The organism is Nonomuraea sp. NPDC049421 (assembly GCF_040677005.1).
GTDB lineage: Bacteria > Actinomycetota > Actinomycetes > Streptosporangiales > Streptosporangiaceae > Nonomuraea > Nonomuraea salmonea.
This window is the reverse complement of record NZ_JBFAQA010000021.1, coordinates 1-15,880: the sequence shown is the minus strand read 5'-3', so window position 1 is coordinate 15,880 and position 15,880 is coordinate 1. Positions and strand designations below refer to the sequence as shown.

The window sequence follows — 15,880 nt, the reverse complement described above, 5'->3', positions numbered from 1 at the left end:
CACACCCCTCACACCAAAGGGACTCCGACCGGAGTGCGGCGGTGTTCTCTTGGAAGGGGCGTTCGGCTGCGGGGGCGTCAGGTGGTGGGGCGTTCGGCGAGGAAGACGAACTCGCGGCCCGGGCGGTCGGGGGCGTCCCTGACGTCCTTGAGCGTGTAGCCGTGGGCGGCGAGGTCGGCCGTGACCTCGTCGCGTTCGCGGAAGCGCAGCGTGGAGTCCGAGGTCAGCACCTGGCCGTCGGAGGCGAACACGTACGTGCCGCGGAAGGTCACCAGCGGCAGGCTGACGTCGAGCAGATCCACCCAGTGCTCCACCACGCCCACCCCGGGGACGTCGGCCCGCACGTACGTCTCCTCCCGGTTCCAGCCGAGCCACGCCCGCCTGGCCGGGTCGCGGGTCTCGAACACCAGATGCCCGCCCGGCCGCAGGGCCGCGTGCACGGCGTCGAGGGTGGCCGACCAGCCGGCGGGCTCGGCGATCGCCTGGGCGACGTTCGCGGTCATGGTGGCCAGGTCGGCCGAGATCGGCGGCACGGCGGTGGCGTCGCCGTGGATCCACCGCACCCGATCGGCGCCCGGCTTGGCCCGCGCCACGTCGAGCGAGGCCGCCGCGGGATCGACGCCGGTCACGTCGAGCCCACGCCCGGCCAGCAGCAGCGCGAACGTGCCCGTCCCGCACCCGACGTCGAGCGCCCGGCGCGCCCTCAGCTCGGCGGCGACGGCGGCATAGGCGTCGAGGTCGCTGCGATCGGGGTCGAGGGGGTCGTAGACCGCGGCGAGACGGGGGTGCTCGAAGTGTGCGTCGGCGTGTACGTCGGCCATGCGATCAGGCTACGCCGCTCCTGATGGGGTGGTGTTCGGCGTGGCTTGATACGTTGGTGACAGGTGTGCCGGGAAGTCTGGTCGGCGATGGTCGTCGTCGTTCCTTGAGGAGGCACCCGCCGCATGCCCAGCACGCTCTGCCCGCAGGCCCGCTCGTGACGTTCATCGCATGGGCCGCGGTGGCGGTGTTCCTGTTCGCGTACGCGCTGATCGCCAGCGAGAAGGTGCACCGGGTGGCCGCGGCGCTCGGCGGGGCCGGGGTCATGCTGCTGATCCACGCCACCGACGCGCAGGCGGCGTTCTTCTCCGAAGAGACCGGCATCGACTGGAACGTCATCTTCCTGCTGCTCGGGATGATGGTCATCGTCGGCGTGCTGAAACAGACGGGGGTCTTCGAATATCTGGCGATCTGGGCGGCCAAACGGGCGAAGGGCCGGCCGTACCGGCTGATGGTCCTGCTCGTGGTCATCACCGCGCTGGCCTCGGCGCTGCTGGACAACGTGACGACCGTGCTGCTGATCGCGCCGGTGACGTTCCTGGTGTGCGAGCGGCTGGCGCTCAACGCGGTGCCGTTCCTGATCGCGGAGGCGATGGCGTCGAACATCGGCGGCGCGGCCACGCTGGTCGGCGACCCGCCGAACATCATCATCGCCAGCCGCGGCGGGCTGAGCTTCAACGACTTCCTCGTGCACATGGCGCCGATGGTGGTCGTCCTGATGGTCGTCTTCATCGGGATGTGCCGGTTCCTGTTCCGCAAGTCCTTCGTCTACGACCCGGAGCGCGCGGCCGAGGTCATGGCGCTCGACGAGCGCGAGGCGATCGCCGACCGGCGGCTGCTGTGGCAGTCGCTGGCCGTGCTGGCGCTGGTCATGGTGGCGTTCGTGCTGCATCCCGTGCTGCACTACGAGCCGTCCGTGGTGGCGGTGCTGGGCGCCGGCGTGCTGGTGGCGGCCACCAGGATCACCACGTCTGAGGCGATCCGCGAGGTGGAGTGGCCGACGCTGGTGTTCTTCGCCGGGCTGTTCGTCATGGTCGGGGCGCTGGTGCACACGGGCGTGATCGAGCAGGTGTCGCAGGCCGCGGCCGACGCGACGCAGGGACGGCTCGGGCTGACCACGATGGTGCTGCTCGGCGCGTCGGGCGTGCTGTCGGCGATCGTGGACAACATCCCGTACGTCGCCACCATGAGCCCCATCGTGGCCGACCTCGTCCAGGCGGGCGGTGGCAACGAGCACGCGCAGGTGCTGTGGTGGGCGCTGGCGTTCGGCGCCGACCTGGGCGGCAACGCCACGGCCGTCGGGGCGGCGGCCAACGTGGTGGTGCTCGGCATCGCCGCCCGCAACGGCACCCCGATCAGCTTCTGGCAGTTCACCCGGTACGGCCTGGTCGTCACCGTGGTCACGGTCGCCCTCTGCGCGCCGTACCTGTGGCTGCGTTACCTCGCCTGAGTACGGAACCAGACGGCCTCCAGCGCCAGCTCGTCACCGCCGCTGACGGTCACGCGGTCGCCCGCGCAGCGCGGGCACACGTACGCCCCGCCCGGCTCATCCAGCTCGTCGAGCTCGTCGAGCGAGGGGCCGGGCGCGGGTCCGGCCGCGCCGGCCGCTGCCTGGACGCGGGCGGGCGTCCTGAGCGGCGGATCCATCGACTCCGTACGCCGGCCGCAGCCGTCGCAGTCGATCGTCACCGGGGAGACGACCAGGTGGACCGCCGCGTCCTGCGCGGCCGTACCGCGGGCGGCCCGGCAGAAGGCCTGCCTGAACATCCCGGCGGCCACGGCATGCCTGGCCCCCACGCGTACGCGCACCGCGGACACCCGCCGCCCCGCCGCCTGACGGTGGATCACCTCGACGAATTCCGCGCAGAGCCCGCTCTCGTACCCCCGCATCCATCCCCTCCTCCTGTGCCGGCCGTCCGGCCGTTTCCAGAAGCGCCCATACCGCACGACTGACCTGCACAAACGCGCCTGGCCGAGGGAACACTTGACCACGGAACACGACAAACGGTGACCATTGTGTAGCGGAAAGTGTCGCGACCCCGCCTTGAAGGAGGACGTGGTCCCTGGCGCACACTCAAGGCGAACGCTGAAGCTTCGGGGGTGGTTCCTCGTGCGCGACGGGTTCGATACCCGCGAGTCCTGGCTCTTCGAGTGCCTGCACTGCCTGCAGGTCTGGGAGGAGGACTACGTCGTCAGGCACCTCAGCGACGGCCGCGACCGCACCGTCCAGGTCTGGCTCAAGCACGGCGTGCCCGTGCAGCCGCCCTGGTCGGGGCCGTGCTGCCCGGCCTGCGGGTCGTCGTCGCTGACCTCGTTCCCGCCCGGTTACCTCGACCGCCATCCCGAGCTGGTGGCGGCCGACCCGCTGCCGCCCGCCAGGGTGCCGGCGCTGCCCGTGGAGCCGGTGCCGCGGCCCGCCGTACGCGCGCCGCTGCCGCGCCGGTTATTGATCGTGGCGGGCCTGCCGGTGCTGGCGCTCGTGGCGTACGAGCTGTACCGGTACCTCCTCATCTCTGGGGTTCCCCCTCATTGACCTCGCGCAGGCGGCGTACGGGCGAGGCGAACCCGATGGCGGTGCCCGCGAGCATCAGGCACGAGCTGACGACCAGCGTCGCCTTGAGACCGAACGCCGCCCCCGCCGCACCACCGGCCAGCGCGCCCAGCGACTGCCCACCGTAGGCGAGGAAGCGCCAGGTGGCGTTCGCGCGGGACAGCAGCTCGGCGGGGATCAGGGTCTGACGCAGGGTCTGCTGGTTGACGCCGTACAGGGAAGGCCCCACGCCCCTCCTCGGCCCTCGGGCGGCCCTCGGCGCGGATGTGGGATTTGACGAGGGCGGAGGCGGCGAACGAGACCGCGTCCAGGGCGATGGCGACGGGGGCGGTGAGCGCGGATCCGGCGAAATCGGTCAGGACAGGGTGAGGGCGTCGATGTCGACGTGGAGGTCGGCGAGGTGACGCGTGGCGCGGATGGCGGCGGCGTTGGGCTCGTCCACCGCGGCGACCCATCGGGCCGCCTCGTCGGGCGTCTTGCCGAACTCGACGTGCCGCCTGATCAGCCGGTCGAGGCGGACGCGGTCGTCGAGGTCGGCGTACCAGACCTCGGTCATGGCGGCCCGGACGGCGGGCCACGGGTCGGTGCGCGACAGCAGGTAGTTGCCCTCGCTGACGACCACGCGGGTGCCGGGCGGGACGGGGATCGCGCCGGCGACGGGCTGCTCGATGTCGCGGTCGAAGGACGGCGCGTACACGATGGAGCCGGTCTCGGTGCGGGCCCGCCGCAGCAGCGCGAGGTAGCCGTGGGCGTCGAAGGTGTCGATGGCGCCCTTGCGCGCCCGCCGGCCGAGGCGGTCGAGCTCGACGTCGGCGAGGTGGTAGCCGTCCATGGGCACGTGGACGGCGGGCAGCCCGGCCTCGGTCAGGGCCCCGGCCAGCCAGGCGGCCAGCGTCGACTTGCCGGCGCCTGGGCAGCCGGCGATGCCGACGATCACCCGCTCCCCGCCGCCGCACAGCCCGCGCACCCGCTCGGCCAGCGCCTCGCCCATCACCGCACCCCCATCAGCCCAGGTTCATTATGGGGCTCACCAGGTGACGGGCAGCTCGTAGACGCCGTAGACCTGGCCGTCGTGCTTGAACGGGATCTCCTCGATCGGCACGGCCGCCGCGAGGGTGGGGATGCGCCGGTAGAGGGTGCCGTACACGACCTGCAGCTCGATCCTGGCCAGCGGCTGGCCGAGGCACTGGTGCACGCCGAAGCCGAAGGCGACGTGCCGGCGGGCGTCGCGCCGCACGTCGAGCCGGTCGGGGTCGGGGAAGACGCCGGGGTCGCGGTTGCCGATGTCGTTGGGCATGATGATGCCCTCGCCGGCGCGGATCACCTGGCCGGCGATCTCGATGTCCTCCAGCGCGACGCGGCGGCGTCCGCTGTGGGTGATGTTGAGGTAGCGCAGCAGTTCCTCGACCGCTCCCGCGACCAGCTTGGGGTCGTCGGAGTCGCGCAGCAGGGCGAGCTGGGCGGGGTTCTGAAGCAGGGCGAGGGTGCCGAGGGCGATCATGTTGGCGGTGGTCTCGTGGCCGGCGATGAGCAGCAGCACGCCCATCTGCGCGGCCGCCTGCCGGGTCAGCTCGCCGTCCCGCACGTGGGCGGCCACCTTCGACAGCAGGTCGTCGGCGGGGTCGGCCAGCTTCTCTCCCACCAGGCCGTCCAGGTACTCGTACAGCTTGCCGAAGGCGACGGCGCGGTCCTCCGGCGTGACGCTCCGCTTGATGATCGTCTTGCTGTTGTCCTGGAAGAAGCCGTGATCCGCGTACGGCACCCCGAGCAGCTCGCAGATGACCAGCGAAGGCACCGGCAGCGCGAACGCCTCCACCAGGTCCACCGGCTTCGGCCCGGCGAGCAGCTGGTCGATGAGGTCGTCCACGATGCGCTGCACGGCCGGCCGCATGCCCTCGACGCGCCGGACCGTGAACGCCCCCTGCACCATGCGGCGCAGCCTGGCGTGCTCGGGGTCGTCCATGAGGATGAAGCTGAGCGAGCCGCCGCCGGCGGCGGGCGTGTGGATGGGGTAGCCGGGCCGGGTGACGTCGGCGCTCACCTTCGGATGGCTCAGCAGCGCCTTCTGCTCGGCGTGCCGGGTCACGAACCAGGGGGTGCTGCCGTCCCAGAGCCGCACCTTCGTCAGCGGCCCGCTCTCCTGCAGCGCCCGCAGCTCGGGCGGCGGGTCGAAGGGGCAGCGCGCGGCCCTGACGCCGGGGAACTGCGGGACCTGCTCCTGGCCTGCGGTCTCGGGCACGGTGCCGGTCATGCGTCCTCGCTCACGTCGATGGCTCCTGCGGGGCAGACGGCCGCGGCCTCGCGTACGGCGGCGTGCAGCCCCTCGGGCGGCTCCGCGTCGAGCAGCAGCACGATGCCGTCGTCCTCGCCCTGGTCGAACACGTCGGGCGCGAGCAGCACGCACTGCCCGGCGCCGCAGCATTTGTCCTGGTCCACGGTGACCTTCATGACGTTCTTCCTTCCTTGACGTCCCTGGTGACCGGGGCGGTCCAGATCGCGGTGATCGCGTCGATCAGGCCCGTCGCGGCGTCGTGCCAGGTGGAGCGCGGGGTGGGCAGGTTCTCGGCGAGCGCGCGCTCGCGCTGGGCGCACATGTGGACGAGGAGCTGGCTGGTCATCTCGGCGCGCTCGGCGCGTACGTCGGCGGGTTGCTCGGGCAGGCAGCGGCGCAGGCCCTCCAGGACGCGCATGAGGGTGGGCGAGGTGAGCGCCTCGTCCCGCATGATCCTGCGCAGCGCGGGGTCGGTCATGACCTGGGCGGCGAAGCGGGCGTACCAGGTGGGGGTGCCGAGTGCGGCCAGGTGCTCGGTGAGCGCGCGGACGAGGCAGCCGACCCAGTCGCGCGCCTCGGCCGTGCCCTCGCCCGTGTCCTCGACCTCGGCCAGGAGGCGGCGGCGCTGCCGTTCGACCTGGTCGGCGTGCTTGCGCACGATGGCGCGTACCAGGTCGGCCTTGGTGCCGAAGTGGTAGCCGACGGCGGCGTTGTTGCCCTGGCCTGCGGCCTCGCTGACCTGGCGGTTGGAGACGGCGTACACGCCGTGCTCGGCGAAGAGCCGCTCGGCGGCGGTGAGGATCTGCTCGCGGGTGGCGTTGACCCGGGCCGTCCTGGTCGTCATGGTCCACCTCCCACGCTGACAGATCCTGACTGGATCCTGTCGGATTCGGGCGGATTAAGCCAATCAAGCAGGTAGGCGTAAGTCAAGCGACTGCTTGAAATTTTGCTCCGCCATGACGCTCCGCCGGACGGGACGCCGCCGGCGGCGATCATCACCATCCGGTCGCGAATCGGACATCTCGCCGCTGACCAGGCACCTCTCCGCCCGATCACGCCATTTCATGGGGTCGGCTTTGAATGGTCATGCATTCGTGTGTATATACTTCTACTCGTGTCCAAGATGCTCACCTCCCTCCCAGTAGGCGAACGCGTCGGGATCGCCTTCTCCGGCGGCCTCGACACCTCCGTGGCTGTCGCGTGGATGCGCGAGAAGGGTGCGGTGCCCTGCACCTACACCGCCGACATCGGCCAGTACGACGAGCCCGACATCGCGTCGGTGCCCGGTCGTGCCACGCAGTACGGCGCCGAGGTCGCCCGCCTGGTCGACTGCCGGGAGGCCCTCGTCGAGGAGGGTCTGGCGGCGCTGGCCTGCGGGGCGTTCCACATCAGGTCCGGTGGCCGCACCTACTTCAACACAACCCCGCTCGGCCGCGCCGTCACAGGCACGCTGCTGGTGCGCGCCATGCTCGACGACGAAGTGCTCATCTGGGGCGACGGCTCCACCTTCAAGGGCAACGACATCGAGCGGTTCTACCGCTACGGCCTGCTCGCCAACCCGTCCCTGCGCATCTACAAGCCGTGGCTCGACGCCGACTTCGTCAGCGAGCTGGGCGGGCGCAAGGAGATGTCGGAGTGGCTGCTCGCCCGCGACCTGCCGTACCGCGCGAGCACCGAGAAGGCGTACTCGACGGACGCGAACATCTGGGGCGCCACCCACGAGGCCAAGGCTCTCGAACACCTCGACGCAGGCATCGAGATCGTCGAGCCGATCATGGGTGTGCGGTTCTGGGACCCTGAGGTCGAGATCCCGGCCGAGGACGTCACGATCGCCTTCGAGCGCGGGCGTCCGGTCAGCATCAACGGCAAGGAGTTCCCCTCGGCCGTCGACCTGGTGCTGGAGGCCAACGCCATCGGCGGGCGGCACGGGCTCGGCATGTCCGACCAGATCGAGAACCGCGTCATCGAGGCCAAGAGCCGCGGCATCTACGAGGCTCCCGGCATGGCGCTGCTGCACGCCGCCTACGAGCGGCTGGTCAACGCCATCCACAACGAGGACACCCTGGCCAGCTACTACACCGAGGGCCGCAAGCTGGGCCGGCTGCTCTACGAGGGCCGCTGGCTCGACCCGCAGGCGCTGATGCTGCGCGAGTCGCTGCAGCGCTGGGTCGGCATGGCCGTCACCGGCGAGGTCACGCTGCGGCTGCGGCGCGGCGAGGACTACACGATCCTCGACACCTCCGGCCCCGCCTTCAGCTACCACCCCGACAAGCTGTCGATGGAGCGCACCGAGGACGCCGCGTTCGGCCCGCTCGACCGCATCGGCCAGCTCACCATGCGCAACCTCGACATCGCCGACTCCCGCGCCAAGCTGGAGCAGTACGCCGGGCTCGGCATGGTGGGCAGCCCCCACCAGTCGCTCCTCGGCGCTCCGCAGGCGACGGCCAGCGGCCTCATCGGCTCCCTCGACGAGGGCGGCGCCGAGGCCATCGCGGCCCGCGGCGAGTCGATCACGTCCCCCTCGGAGGTTCCCGAGGACGACGTGCTGCTCGACAACGCCGCCATGGAGTTCGGCACCGACTGATCCGTCCCGCTTCGACCGCCCCGCGTGCCCGCGAGCACGCGGGGCGTCGTCGTCTCTAGGGGGAGTTCGCCCTGCTCAGACCCGGTGCCGCCGTCAGGGGGCCGCCCTACGGCCTGCCGCGGCGCACTCAGAGCCTCTTGTCACGATGATTCTGGTAACAAACATTTCCCAAGATAACCGGTCTATCGGGTTGTCATTGACTGGAATTGTTGGAACATATGGTTCGAGTCCTGAGTGAGGTCCAAAGATCGCTTACCGCGAATAAGGGTCGGCGGCGAGGGGAAAGGGGCAACGCTCATGCACCAGCGTGCTGTCCGGAATTTGGCCAAGTTGGAGACCACGCAGGCCAGGATCACGCGTATCTTCGACGCGGCCGCCGGCGGGAAGAACAACTTCCTGGTCGACAAGGACGCGGTGCGCCATTTCGATCAAGCCGCCCCGGCCCTGACGAACGCGGCCCACGCGGTGCTGGAGTTCTTGTCGCGGGTGATCCGCCATCTGGCGGTGCAGGAAGAAGTGGATCAATTCCTGATCGTCGGCAGCGGTATTCCGAGCGGGCTGTCCGCCGGGCGGAATCTGCACGATTTGGCGAAGCACCCGGGCGGGCCCGCCCCGAGAGTCCTGTACGTCGAGAACAACCCCATGGTGGTGACCTTGGCGCAGGCCACCATCGAGCCGTTCACCGACCTGGTGCGCGTGGTGGAGGGAGACGTGCGGGAGATCGACGAGGTGCTCGACCACCACGTGGTCAGGACCTTCATCGACTGGGACCGCCCGGTGGCGGTGCTCCTGCTGTCGGCCTACAGCCTGCACGATGAGGAGTATGCCCACTATGTCATCAAGCGACTCCGTCACACGGCTCCCGCTGGTAGTTTCCTCACCCTTCTGCACACCACGTTCGACGGTGTCCCACCGGAGTTGCTGCCCGCCATCGACGACCTGCTCGCGATGACGCTCCCCCACCTGGCCGTACGCTCGAAAGAGGAAGTGGCGGCCCTGTTAGAGGGACTCGATCTGGTGGCGCCCGGCCTGGTCTGGGTACCGGAGTGGCGGCCGCTGGGCGAGGATCTCTCCTGCCAGGAGGAGCCCAGCAAGTCCGGCAACTACGGCGCTGTCGCCCGAATCCCCTGAAAGCACGTCACGTCTCGTTTGCAAACTTTTCCGGTGCGCATTCACAAGAGTGAGGGCGAACGTTTATCGTGGAGTTGGGAGCGCTCCCAAAACCGAGAGATGTGATGCGTATGGCCCTCCAACCGGGGTCCTTGTCAGCGCCACCGACCCGCATGGTGGAGTACCTGCTGCCGTCCGTGCCGTCGGGCGTCGGCAGGGCCCGCGAGCTGATCAGGACCGATCTGACCGACTGGGGACTCGCGCACGTCGTGGACGACTGCCTGCTCATCGTCAGCGAGCTGGTCACCAACGCCGTACGCTACGGGGGCTCCGCCTACGCCCTGCGCCTCGAGGAGCGCGCGGGCGAGGTCTACGGGGAGGTCTTCGACCCGGGCGAGGGCGTGCCGCGCCCGCGGGCCGCGGACATGGACGCGATCTCGGGGCGGGGGCTGCAGATCGTCGGGGCGATCGCCGACGCCTGGGGCGTGACGGCCACGGACAACGGCAAGGTCGTGTGGTTCTGCGTCACACCGTGAACACTGTGAGCCACATCTCATGCTGACCGGGTAAGCTGCAGGGGTCCTTCAGGCAATCCCCAGGTAAGACAGGTAGCCTCGCTCGGCATGAAGTGGCAGCGCACAATCAACGGAGCGCTGGCCAGGTACACAGGATTCCAGCTCAACCGAGTAGGTAAAGCGGGGCAAGTGGCGGCGCCCAAGCCCGCCCCGGAGAAACGGCCGCAGTCGCCGTTCCGCCCGCCCGCCGATCCCGAGACCGACCGCCTCGTCAAGGCGCCGGTGTTCATCATCTCGCCGGTGCGATCGGGCTCGACGCTGCTGCGGGCGATGCTCAACGCCCACCCCGACCTGCACGCTCCCCATGAGCTGCACGTACGCCGGTTGCGCGTGGAATTCGATACCTCGCTGGCGGAGAAGGCCATGGAGGCCCTCGGGCACAACAGGGCCGACCTCGAACACCTGCTGTGGGACCGCGTGCTCCACCGTGAGCTGGTCCGCAGCGGCAAGCGGTTCATCGTGGAGAAGACGCCGGCTAACGCGTTCGCGTACGAGCGGCTGGCGGCCTGCTGGCCGGACGCGCGGTTCGTGTTCCTGCTGCGCCACCCCGCCTCCATCGCGGCCTCCTGGTACGAAGCCAGCCCCGGCAAACGCGACCGCGACGAGGCGGCGGCCGACGCCCTGCGCTACATGAAGGCCGTGCAGCGGGCCCGCACGGCCCTGCCCGGCCTGACCGTGCGCTACGAGGAGCTGACCGCCGAGCCGGAGAAGATCGGGCGCGGCATCTGCGACTTCCTGTCGGTGCCGTGGTCGCCGCAGCTCCTGTCGTACGGCAAGCCCGAGGTGGTCACCAAGGGCCTGGGCGACTGGAAGGACAAGATCCAGTCGGGCACCGTGCAGCGCGGGCGCGACCTGCCCGGCGCCGACGAGATCCCCGACGTGCTCAAGGACATGTGCCGGACCTGGGAGTACCTCTCGTGAAGCTCCGCTACATGCTGCTGCACGCCTACGGCATGGGCGGCACCATCCGTACCGTCGTCAACCAGGCGCACGCCATGGTCGAGGCGGGCCACGACGTCGAGATCGTCAGCGTGGTCCGCCGCCGTGACGAGCCGCAGTTCGCCATCGACCCGCGGGTGCGGCTGTCCGCGCTGGTCGACCAGCGCGACGGCGTCGCGGCCGACTCGCTGGCCCGCAAGGTGTGGCGGCGCGCCCGCGGCAAGATCGTCCCGTACGGCGAGTTCGCCGCCGAATACTTCACCGAGCGGGTGGAGGGGGCGGTCATCGACTACGTCTCCGGGCTGCGCGACGGCATCCTCGTCACCACCCGCCCCGCGCTCAACCTGATCGCCGCCCGCCGCGCCAACGCCGGCGTGATCCGGGTGGCCCAGGAGCACATGAACCTCGCCTCCTACCACGAGGCCGTACGCGAGCAGATCGGCCGCCACTACGGCCGCTTCGACGCCATCGCCGTGCTCACCGAGACCAGCCGGCGCGAATACACGGACCTGCTGTCCGGCACCCCTGTGGTCCGCATCCCCAATGCCGTCCACATGGACCAGCGCAAGCACACCGAGCAGAGCAACCCCATCGTGATCGCGGTGGGGCGGCTGGTGCCGCAGAAGGGCTTCGACATGCTCATCCCGGCCTTCGCCGCCGCGGCGGCCGAGCATCCGGGATGGAAGCTGCGCATCTTCGGCACCGGGCCGTCGAAGGAACGGCTGCAGGAGCGGATCAACGAGAGCGGCATGCGCGACCGCATCAAGCTCATGGGACGCAGCAACCGCATCCACGAGGAGCTGGCGAAGTCGTCCGTCTACGCGCTCAGCTCGCGCATCGAGGGCCTGCCGATGGCCATGATCGAGGCCATGGGCCACGCCCTGCCGATCGTCGCCTTCGACTGCCCCACCGGGCCCGCCGACGTGCTGACCCCCGGCAAGGACGGCATCCTGGTGCCGCCCAGAGACGTCGACGCGCTCGCCCGGTCGCTCAGCCACGTCATGGGCGACCGCGACCTGCGCGTCCGGCTGGGCGCCGCCGCGGCGGAGACCGCCCACGGCTACACGCCCGAGGTCGTCATGCCGCTCTGGGAGAAGCTCTTCGCCGCACTGGCGGCGGGCGCCCCGCTCACGGACCCCGCCTGGGCGGCCCGCTGAACGACCGGCCGGTCTGCGCAGCCGGTCTGCGCAGCCGGTCTGCGCGGCTTGCCGAAGCATTTGCGAGCCCATAGCCATTGACGCGCCGTTCGCGGAAAGCATCCCGGTGTGCGGAACGTCGAAACGGTGCTGGCCGGTCTGGACGCCGCCAGGCCCGGCCTGGAGGAGCTCTACCGCGACCTGCACGCCCACCCGGAACTCAGCCACCAGGAACACCGCACCGCCGCCAAGGTGGCCGACGAGCTGCGCGCCCTCGGCTACGAGGTGCACTGCGGCATCGGCGGCACCGGCGTCGTCGGCGTGCTGCGCAACGGCGCCGGCCCGTGCGTGCTGTCCCGCGCCGAGCTGGACGCGCTGCCGGTCGAGGAGGAGACCGGCCTCCCGTACGCGAGCACCGCGACCGACGCCGGCGGCCGCCCGCTCATACACGCCTGCGGCCACGACCTGCACATGGCCTGCCTCCTGGGCGCCGCCCGGCTGCTGTCACAGGCCACCGACGCCTGGCGCGGCACGCACGTCGCGCTGTTCCAGCCGGCCGAGGAGACCGGCGACGGCGCCCGCGCGATGCTCGCCGACGGGCTGACCGAGCGCGTGCCCAGGCCGGAGGTCTGCCTGGCCCAGCACGTGCTGCCCTATCCCGCCGGCCAGGTGCTGACCCGCCCCGGCCCGGTGCTGTCGGCCGCCGACGACTACCGCGTCACCCTGTACGGCCGCTCGGCCCACGCCTCCACCCCCGACCGGGGCGTCGATCCGGTGGTGCTGGCCTCGATGCTGGTCGTGCGGCTGCAGACGGTCGTCGCGCGGGAGGTGAGCGCGCTGTCCCCGGTGGTGCTCACGGTCGGCAGCATCCATTCCGGTACGAACCCCAGCAACATCCCGGAGCGGGCCGAGATCCAGATCAACGTGCGGACGTACCAGGAGGACGTACGGCGGCGCGTCAAGGACGCCGTCACCCGCATCGCCCGCGCGGAGAGCGCGGCATCCGACGCCCCTCGGCCGCCGGAGATCGACCACTTCGGCATGTTCCCGCCCACGGTCAACGACGAGGCGGCCACCGCGAAGGTCGCCGCCGCCTTCGCCGCCCGCTTCGACGGCCGGGCGGTGCCGCTCGACCTGCAGACGGCCAGCGAGGACTTCAGCGAGATCCCTGACGCCTTCGGGGTGCCGTACACGTACTGGGCGTTCGGCGGGGCGGAGCCGGCCGCGTACGAGGAGGCGGCCGGGCGCGACACCATCGCCGCCGACGTCCCCGGCAACCACAGCACCCGCTTCGCCCCGCCGATCCGGCCCACGCTGGACACCGGCGTTCAGGCGGCCGTGGTCGCGGCCCTCGCCTGGCTCGCCCCTGACCCTTCGGCAAGCTGAACTGCCAAGAGCCACGGAACGTTTCTCGTCTTTCACCACAGACTCCAGCAAAAGCCCATCAACTGACGGAAACCGTGGGCGACGAGATCGGCCGCACCGCCACCTCAGGCCATTTCTGGATTAACGCCTTCGAGGCCGCTCGTCAGCCAGACCGGACGGGCCAGACCGGGCAGCGGGCAGACCGGGCAGCCGGGCAGCCGGGCAGACCGGGCAGCAGCCCAGACTGGGCGGCGGCTCTTGGCCGATCATGCCTGGTCATATCGGATGTCGCGGGTCAGGTGCCCGATGGCGGACGCGGCTGCGGGGCGGCTCGCAAGTCCTCGTGAAGGGCCATTTTTCGCGCTAAATGAAAAGCCGCATGTCCCGAAAAATCGGTAAATGTGGCTGCGCTCACGACGCCGGCCTTATCGGGAAATGATTGTCGTTATTGCCGCACACACGTACGCTGTCCCTGACCTTTCAAAGAAGGGACATCTGGTGCGCAAGGCCCTGATCCCGTTACTTGTCACCATCCTGGTGGTGTTCTCGGCCCAGCAACTCCTCACCCCCGTCCTCGCCCCCCTCTCCCGCGAGCTGCACCTGACCGAGACCCAGCTCGGGCTCGTCGTCACCGCCGCCGCCACGTCCCTGACCATCGCCAGCCCGCTGTGGGGGATGGCGCTGCGGCGGCTCGGGTTACGCCTGGTGCTGCTGTGCGGGCTCGGCCTGGCGACGGCGGGCATGACCGGCTTCGGGGTCGTCGCCGCGGTGGGGCTCGACGGCCACCTGTCCTCCCCCGTGCTGTTCGGCCTGCTGCTGGTGACCCGCAGCCTGATCTTCGGCGCGGGCCTGGCCGCGCTGCCGGTGGCCACGCTCGCCGTCGCCGCCGCGAGCACCACCACGCAGGCCGAGCGCACCCGCGCCACCGGGCTGATCGGCGCGGCGCAGGGGCTCTCCCTGGTGCTCGGCCCGGCCGGCGGCGGCGCGCTGGCCGTGGTCTCGCTCATGCTGCCGCTCTACCTGGCGCCCGTCGTGTGCCTGCTGCTCACGGTGTGGGTGCTGGTCACCGTACGGCCGCCGGCGGCGCCCGCTCCCCCGCCCGAACAGCCGGTGGCGCGGCTGCGCCCGTGGGACGCGCGCATGTGGCCGCTGCTCGCGATCGGCTTCTGCCTCTACTTGTCGCTCGGCCTGGTGCAGGTGATCGTCGGCTTCCTGCTGGCCGACCGGCTCCATTTGGGGCCCCAGGAGACCGCGGGGGCGGTGGGCGTCACGCTGGTCGCGGCCGGGCTGGTGCTCGTGGCCGTGCAGGGCGCGCTCATCCCGGTGCTGCGCTGGCCGGTGCTGCGGCTGATGCGGGCCGGCGCCCCGCTCACGGCGGCGGCGTTCGCGCTGCTCGCGGCGGCGGACACGCTCTGGCTGATCGCCGCCGCGTTCGTGCTGCTGGGGCTGGGGCTCGGGCTGGCGGCGCCGGGCTTCACCGCCGCGCCGACCCTGGTGGCGGGGCCCGGCCAGCACGCCTCGGTGGCGGGGCTGATCAACGCCACGATCGGCACCACGTTCATCGTCGGCCCGCTGCTCGGCACGGCCCTGTACGAGGTCGCCGCCGTCCTGCCGATCCTGACCGCGCTGGGCGCCGCGACGACGGCGCTCGCGCTGAGCTGGCTCTCCCCCGCCGTCCGCCAGGCCGTCCCCGTGACGCCCTAAGGGCAGGCGGGGCAGCCCGTCCCGGCCGCCAGCCTCGACGCCGTCTCCTCGACCAGGGCGACCCGCTCGTCCGGCGGTCCGGCCGGCAAGTCGATGAGGTGGTAGCCGAACGCCCGGTAGGTCTCCTCGTGGAGGCGTTCGAACTCCAGGGACTCCTCGAAGGTGATCCTGCGGGCGTCGGTCGGCTCGCAGAAACCGAGGTTGCGGACGAAGAAGACGTGCCGGTCGTACACCCCTTCCCGGGCCAGTCGCTCGATCTCGGTGGTCAGGGCGGACGGGACGGGGTGGCCGACGTACGTGGCGAGCGCGTGGGTGCAGACGGGCGACCGATCGAAGAACCGCACGGCGACCCCGCCCGGGCCCGCGTCCGCCTGCTCCTGTCTGCGGCGCTGCAGGTCGGCGACCTTGGCGATGAAGGCGGGGCGGGTCCACGGCTCGGAGTCGCCGCGGGCCTGCTCGGCCGCGATGACCGCGGTGGCCGCCTCCTCGACGGTGACGTGGCCGCGCGCGGCCAGGCCGCGCAGGATCGTGGTCTTCCCGGCCCCGGGGGTGCCGGTGATGATGTAACGCATCGTCCTCGCATGATCGCAGGGGTGGGCGCGGCGGCCCACCCCGGGGTGTGCGGTCAGATCTCGTCCACGCTGCTCGGCTCGCGCCGGGACAGATCGATACCGAGCTCCTCCGCCGCGCGGAAGACGTCCTCGTCGGTGTCGCGCATGTCGATGGACGAGCCGTCGCTGGAGAGCACCTCGACGTTGAGGCACAGCGACTGCATCTCCTTGATCAGCACCTTGAACGACTCGGGAATGCCCGGCTCGGGGATGT

The 15,880-nt window shown here is 71.0% G+C and carries 18 protein-coding genes; 9 read left to right on the top strand and 9 right to left on the bottom strand.

Annotated features, from left to right (window positions below):
- Positions 1-77 precede the first annotated feature (77 nt).
- Positions 78-821: a class I SAM-dependent methyltransferase gene (locus AB0K18_RS31030; protein ID WP_364921257.1), complete on the bottom strand. Its 744-nt coding sequence runs from the start codon at positions 819-821 to the stop codon at positions 78-80.
- 155 nt (positions 822-976) lie between these two features.
- Between AB0K18_RS31030 and AB0K18_RS31025 the strand changes: the two genes are divergently transcribed.
- Positions 977-2,269: an ArsB/NhaD family transporter gene (locus AB0K18_RS31025; RefSeq protein ID WP_364921255.1), complete on the top strand. Its 1,293-nt coding sequence runs from the start codon at positions 977-979 to the stop codon at positions 2,267-2,269.
- On the opposite strand, the gene AB0K18_RS31020 is transcribed toward AB0K18_RS31025, so the two are convergent.
- Entirely contained in the window at positions 2,257-2,709 is a 453-nt protein-coding gene (locus AB0K18_RS31020; protein WP_364921252.1) for a hydrogenase/urease maturation nickel metallochaperone HypA, read from the bottom strand. The two genes, AB0K18_RS31025 and AB0K18_RS31020, sit on opposite strands and share 13 nt — an antisense overlap.
- A gap of 220 nt (positions 2,710-2,929) precedes the next feature.
- Here AB0K18_RS31020 and AB0K18_RS31015 point away from each other — a divergent pair, with 220 nt between their 5' ends.
- Positions 2,930-3,352 carry a hypothetical protein gene (locus AB0K18_RS31015; protein ID WP_364921249.1) on the top strand — a complete coding sequence of 141 codons (423 nt, stop codon included), beginning with the start codon at positions 2,930-2,932 and terminating at the stop codon, positions 3,350-3,352.
- Here the strand turns inward: AB0K18_RS31015 and AB0K18_RS31010 are convergent.
- The 5 genes from AB0K18_RS31010 to AB0K18_RS30990 all read right to left on the bottom strand — a co-directional run bounded on the left by AB0K18_RS31010 (position 3,327) and on the right by AB0K18_RS30990 (position 6,486).
- On the bottom strand, positions 3,327-3,599 hold the full coding sequence (locus tag AB0K18_RS31010; RefSeq protein ID WP_364921246.1) for a hypothetical protein: 273 nt from the start codon (positions 3,597-3,599) through the stop codon (positions 3,327-3,329). The genes AB0K18_RS31015 and AB0K18_RS31010 overlap by 26 nt on opposite strands.
- A 126-nt stretch (positions 3,600-3,725) precedes the next feature.
- Entirely contained in the window at positions 3,726-4,361 is a 636-nt protein-coding gene (locus tag AB0K18_RS31005; RefSeq protein ID WP_364921243.1) for a nucleoside/nucleotide kinase family protein, read from the bottom strand.
- A 36-nt stretch (positions 4,362-4,397) separates the two neighbouring features.
- Entirely contained in the window at positions 4,398-5,621 is a 1,224-nt protein-coding gene (locus AB0K18_RS31000) for a cytochrome P450 (protein WP_364921240.1), read from the bottom strand.
- Positions 5,618-5,818 carry a ferredoxin gene (locus AB0K18_RS30995; protein ID WP_345386644.1) on the bottom strand — a complete coding sequence of 67 codons (201 nt, stop codon included), beginning with the start codon at positions 5,816-5,818 and terminating at the stop codon, positions 5,618-5,620. The genes AB0K18_RS31000 and AB0K18_RS30995 overlap by 4 nt, the downstream gene beginning before the upstream one ends.
- Positions 5,815-6,486: a TetR family transcriptional regulator gene (locus tag AB0K18_RS30990; protein ID WP_364921238.1), complete on the bottom strand. Its 672-nt coding sequence runs from the start codon at positions 6,484-6,486 to the stop codon at positions 5,815-5,817. The genes AB0K18_RS30995 and AB0K18_RS30990 overlap by 4 nt, the downstream gene beginning before the upstream one ends.
- A 270-nt stretch (positions 6,487-6,756) precedes the next feature.
- On the opposite strand from AB0K18_RS30990, the gene argG reads away from it, so the two are divergent.
- From argG to AB0K18_RS30955, 7 genes are all read left to right on the top strand, one after another.
- Positions 6,757-8,226: an argininosuccinate synthase gene (gene argG, locus AB0K18_RS30985; protein WP_364921235.1), complete on the top strand. Its 1,470-nt coding sequence runs from the start codon at positions 6,757-6,759 to the stop codon at positions 8,224-8,226.
- Positions 8,227-8,523: 297 nt separating this feature from the next.
- Entirely contained in the window at positions 8,524-9,357 is an 834-nt protein-coding gene (locus AB0K18_RS30980) for an SAM-dependent methyltransferase (protein ID WP_364921232.1), read from the top strand.
- A gap of 131 nt (positions 9,358-9,488) precedes the next feature.
- Positions 9,489-9,872, top strand: coding sequence for an ATP-binding protein (locus AB0K18_RS30975; RefSeq protein ID WP_364921230.1), 384 nt, complete (start codon positions 9,489-9,491; stop codon positions 9,870-9,872).
- Positions 9,873-9,959: 87 nt separating this feature from the next.
- On the top strand, positions 9,960-10,832 hold the full coding sequence (locus tag AB0K18_RS30970; protein WP_364921227.1) for a sulfotransferase: 873 nt from the start codon (positions 9,960-9,962) through the stop codon (positions 10,830-10,832).
- Entirely contained in the window at positions 10,829-12,007 is a 1,179-nt protein-coding gene (locus tag AB0K18_RS30965) for a glycosyltransferase family 4 protein (protein WP_364921224.1), read from the top strand. Before AB0K18_RS30970 ends, AB0K18_RS30965 begins: the two co-directional genes overlap by 4 nt.
- Before the next feature lie 108 nt (positions 12,008-12,115).
- Positions 12,116-13,372 (top strand): amidohydrolase, encoded by a 1,257-nt coding sequence (locus tag AB0K18_RS30960; protein ID WP_364921221.1) that lies wholly within the window; start codon positions 12,116-12,118, stop codon positions 13,370-13,372.
- 477 nt (positions 13,373-13,849) lie between these two features.
- Positions 13,850-15,055, top strand: a complete 1,206-nt coding sequence (locus AB0K18_RS30955) for an MFS transporter (RefSeq protein ID WP_364921219.1) — start codon at positions 13,850-13,852, stop codon at positions 15,053-15,055.
- Here the strand turns inward: AB0K18_RS30955 and AB0K18_RS30950 are convergent.
- Positions 15,052-15,627, bottom strand: a complete 576-nt coding sequence (locus tag AB0K18_RS30950) for an AAA family ATPase (protein ID WP_364921216.1) — start codon at positions 15,625-15,627, stop codon at positions 15,052-15,054. The genes AB0K18_RS30955 and AB0K18_RS30950 overlap by 4 nt on opposite strands.
- Before the next feature lie 53 nt (positions 15,628-15,680).
- Positions 15,681-15,880, bottom strand: a 200-nt coding sequence (locus tag AB0K18_RS30945; protein ID WP_364921213.1) for a hypothetical protein, incomplete at its 5' end; no start/stop codon positions are given.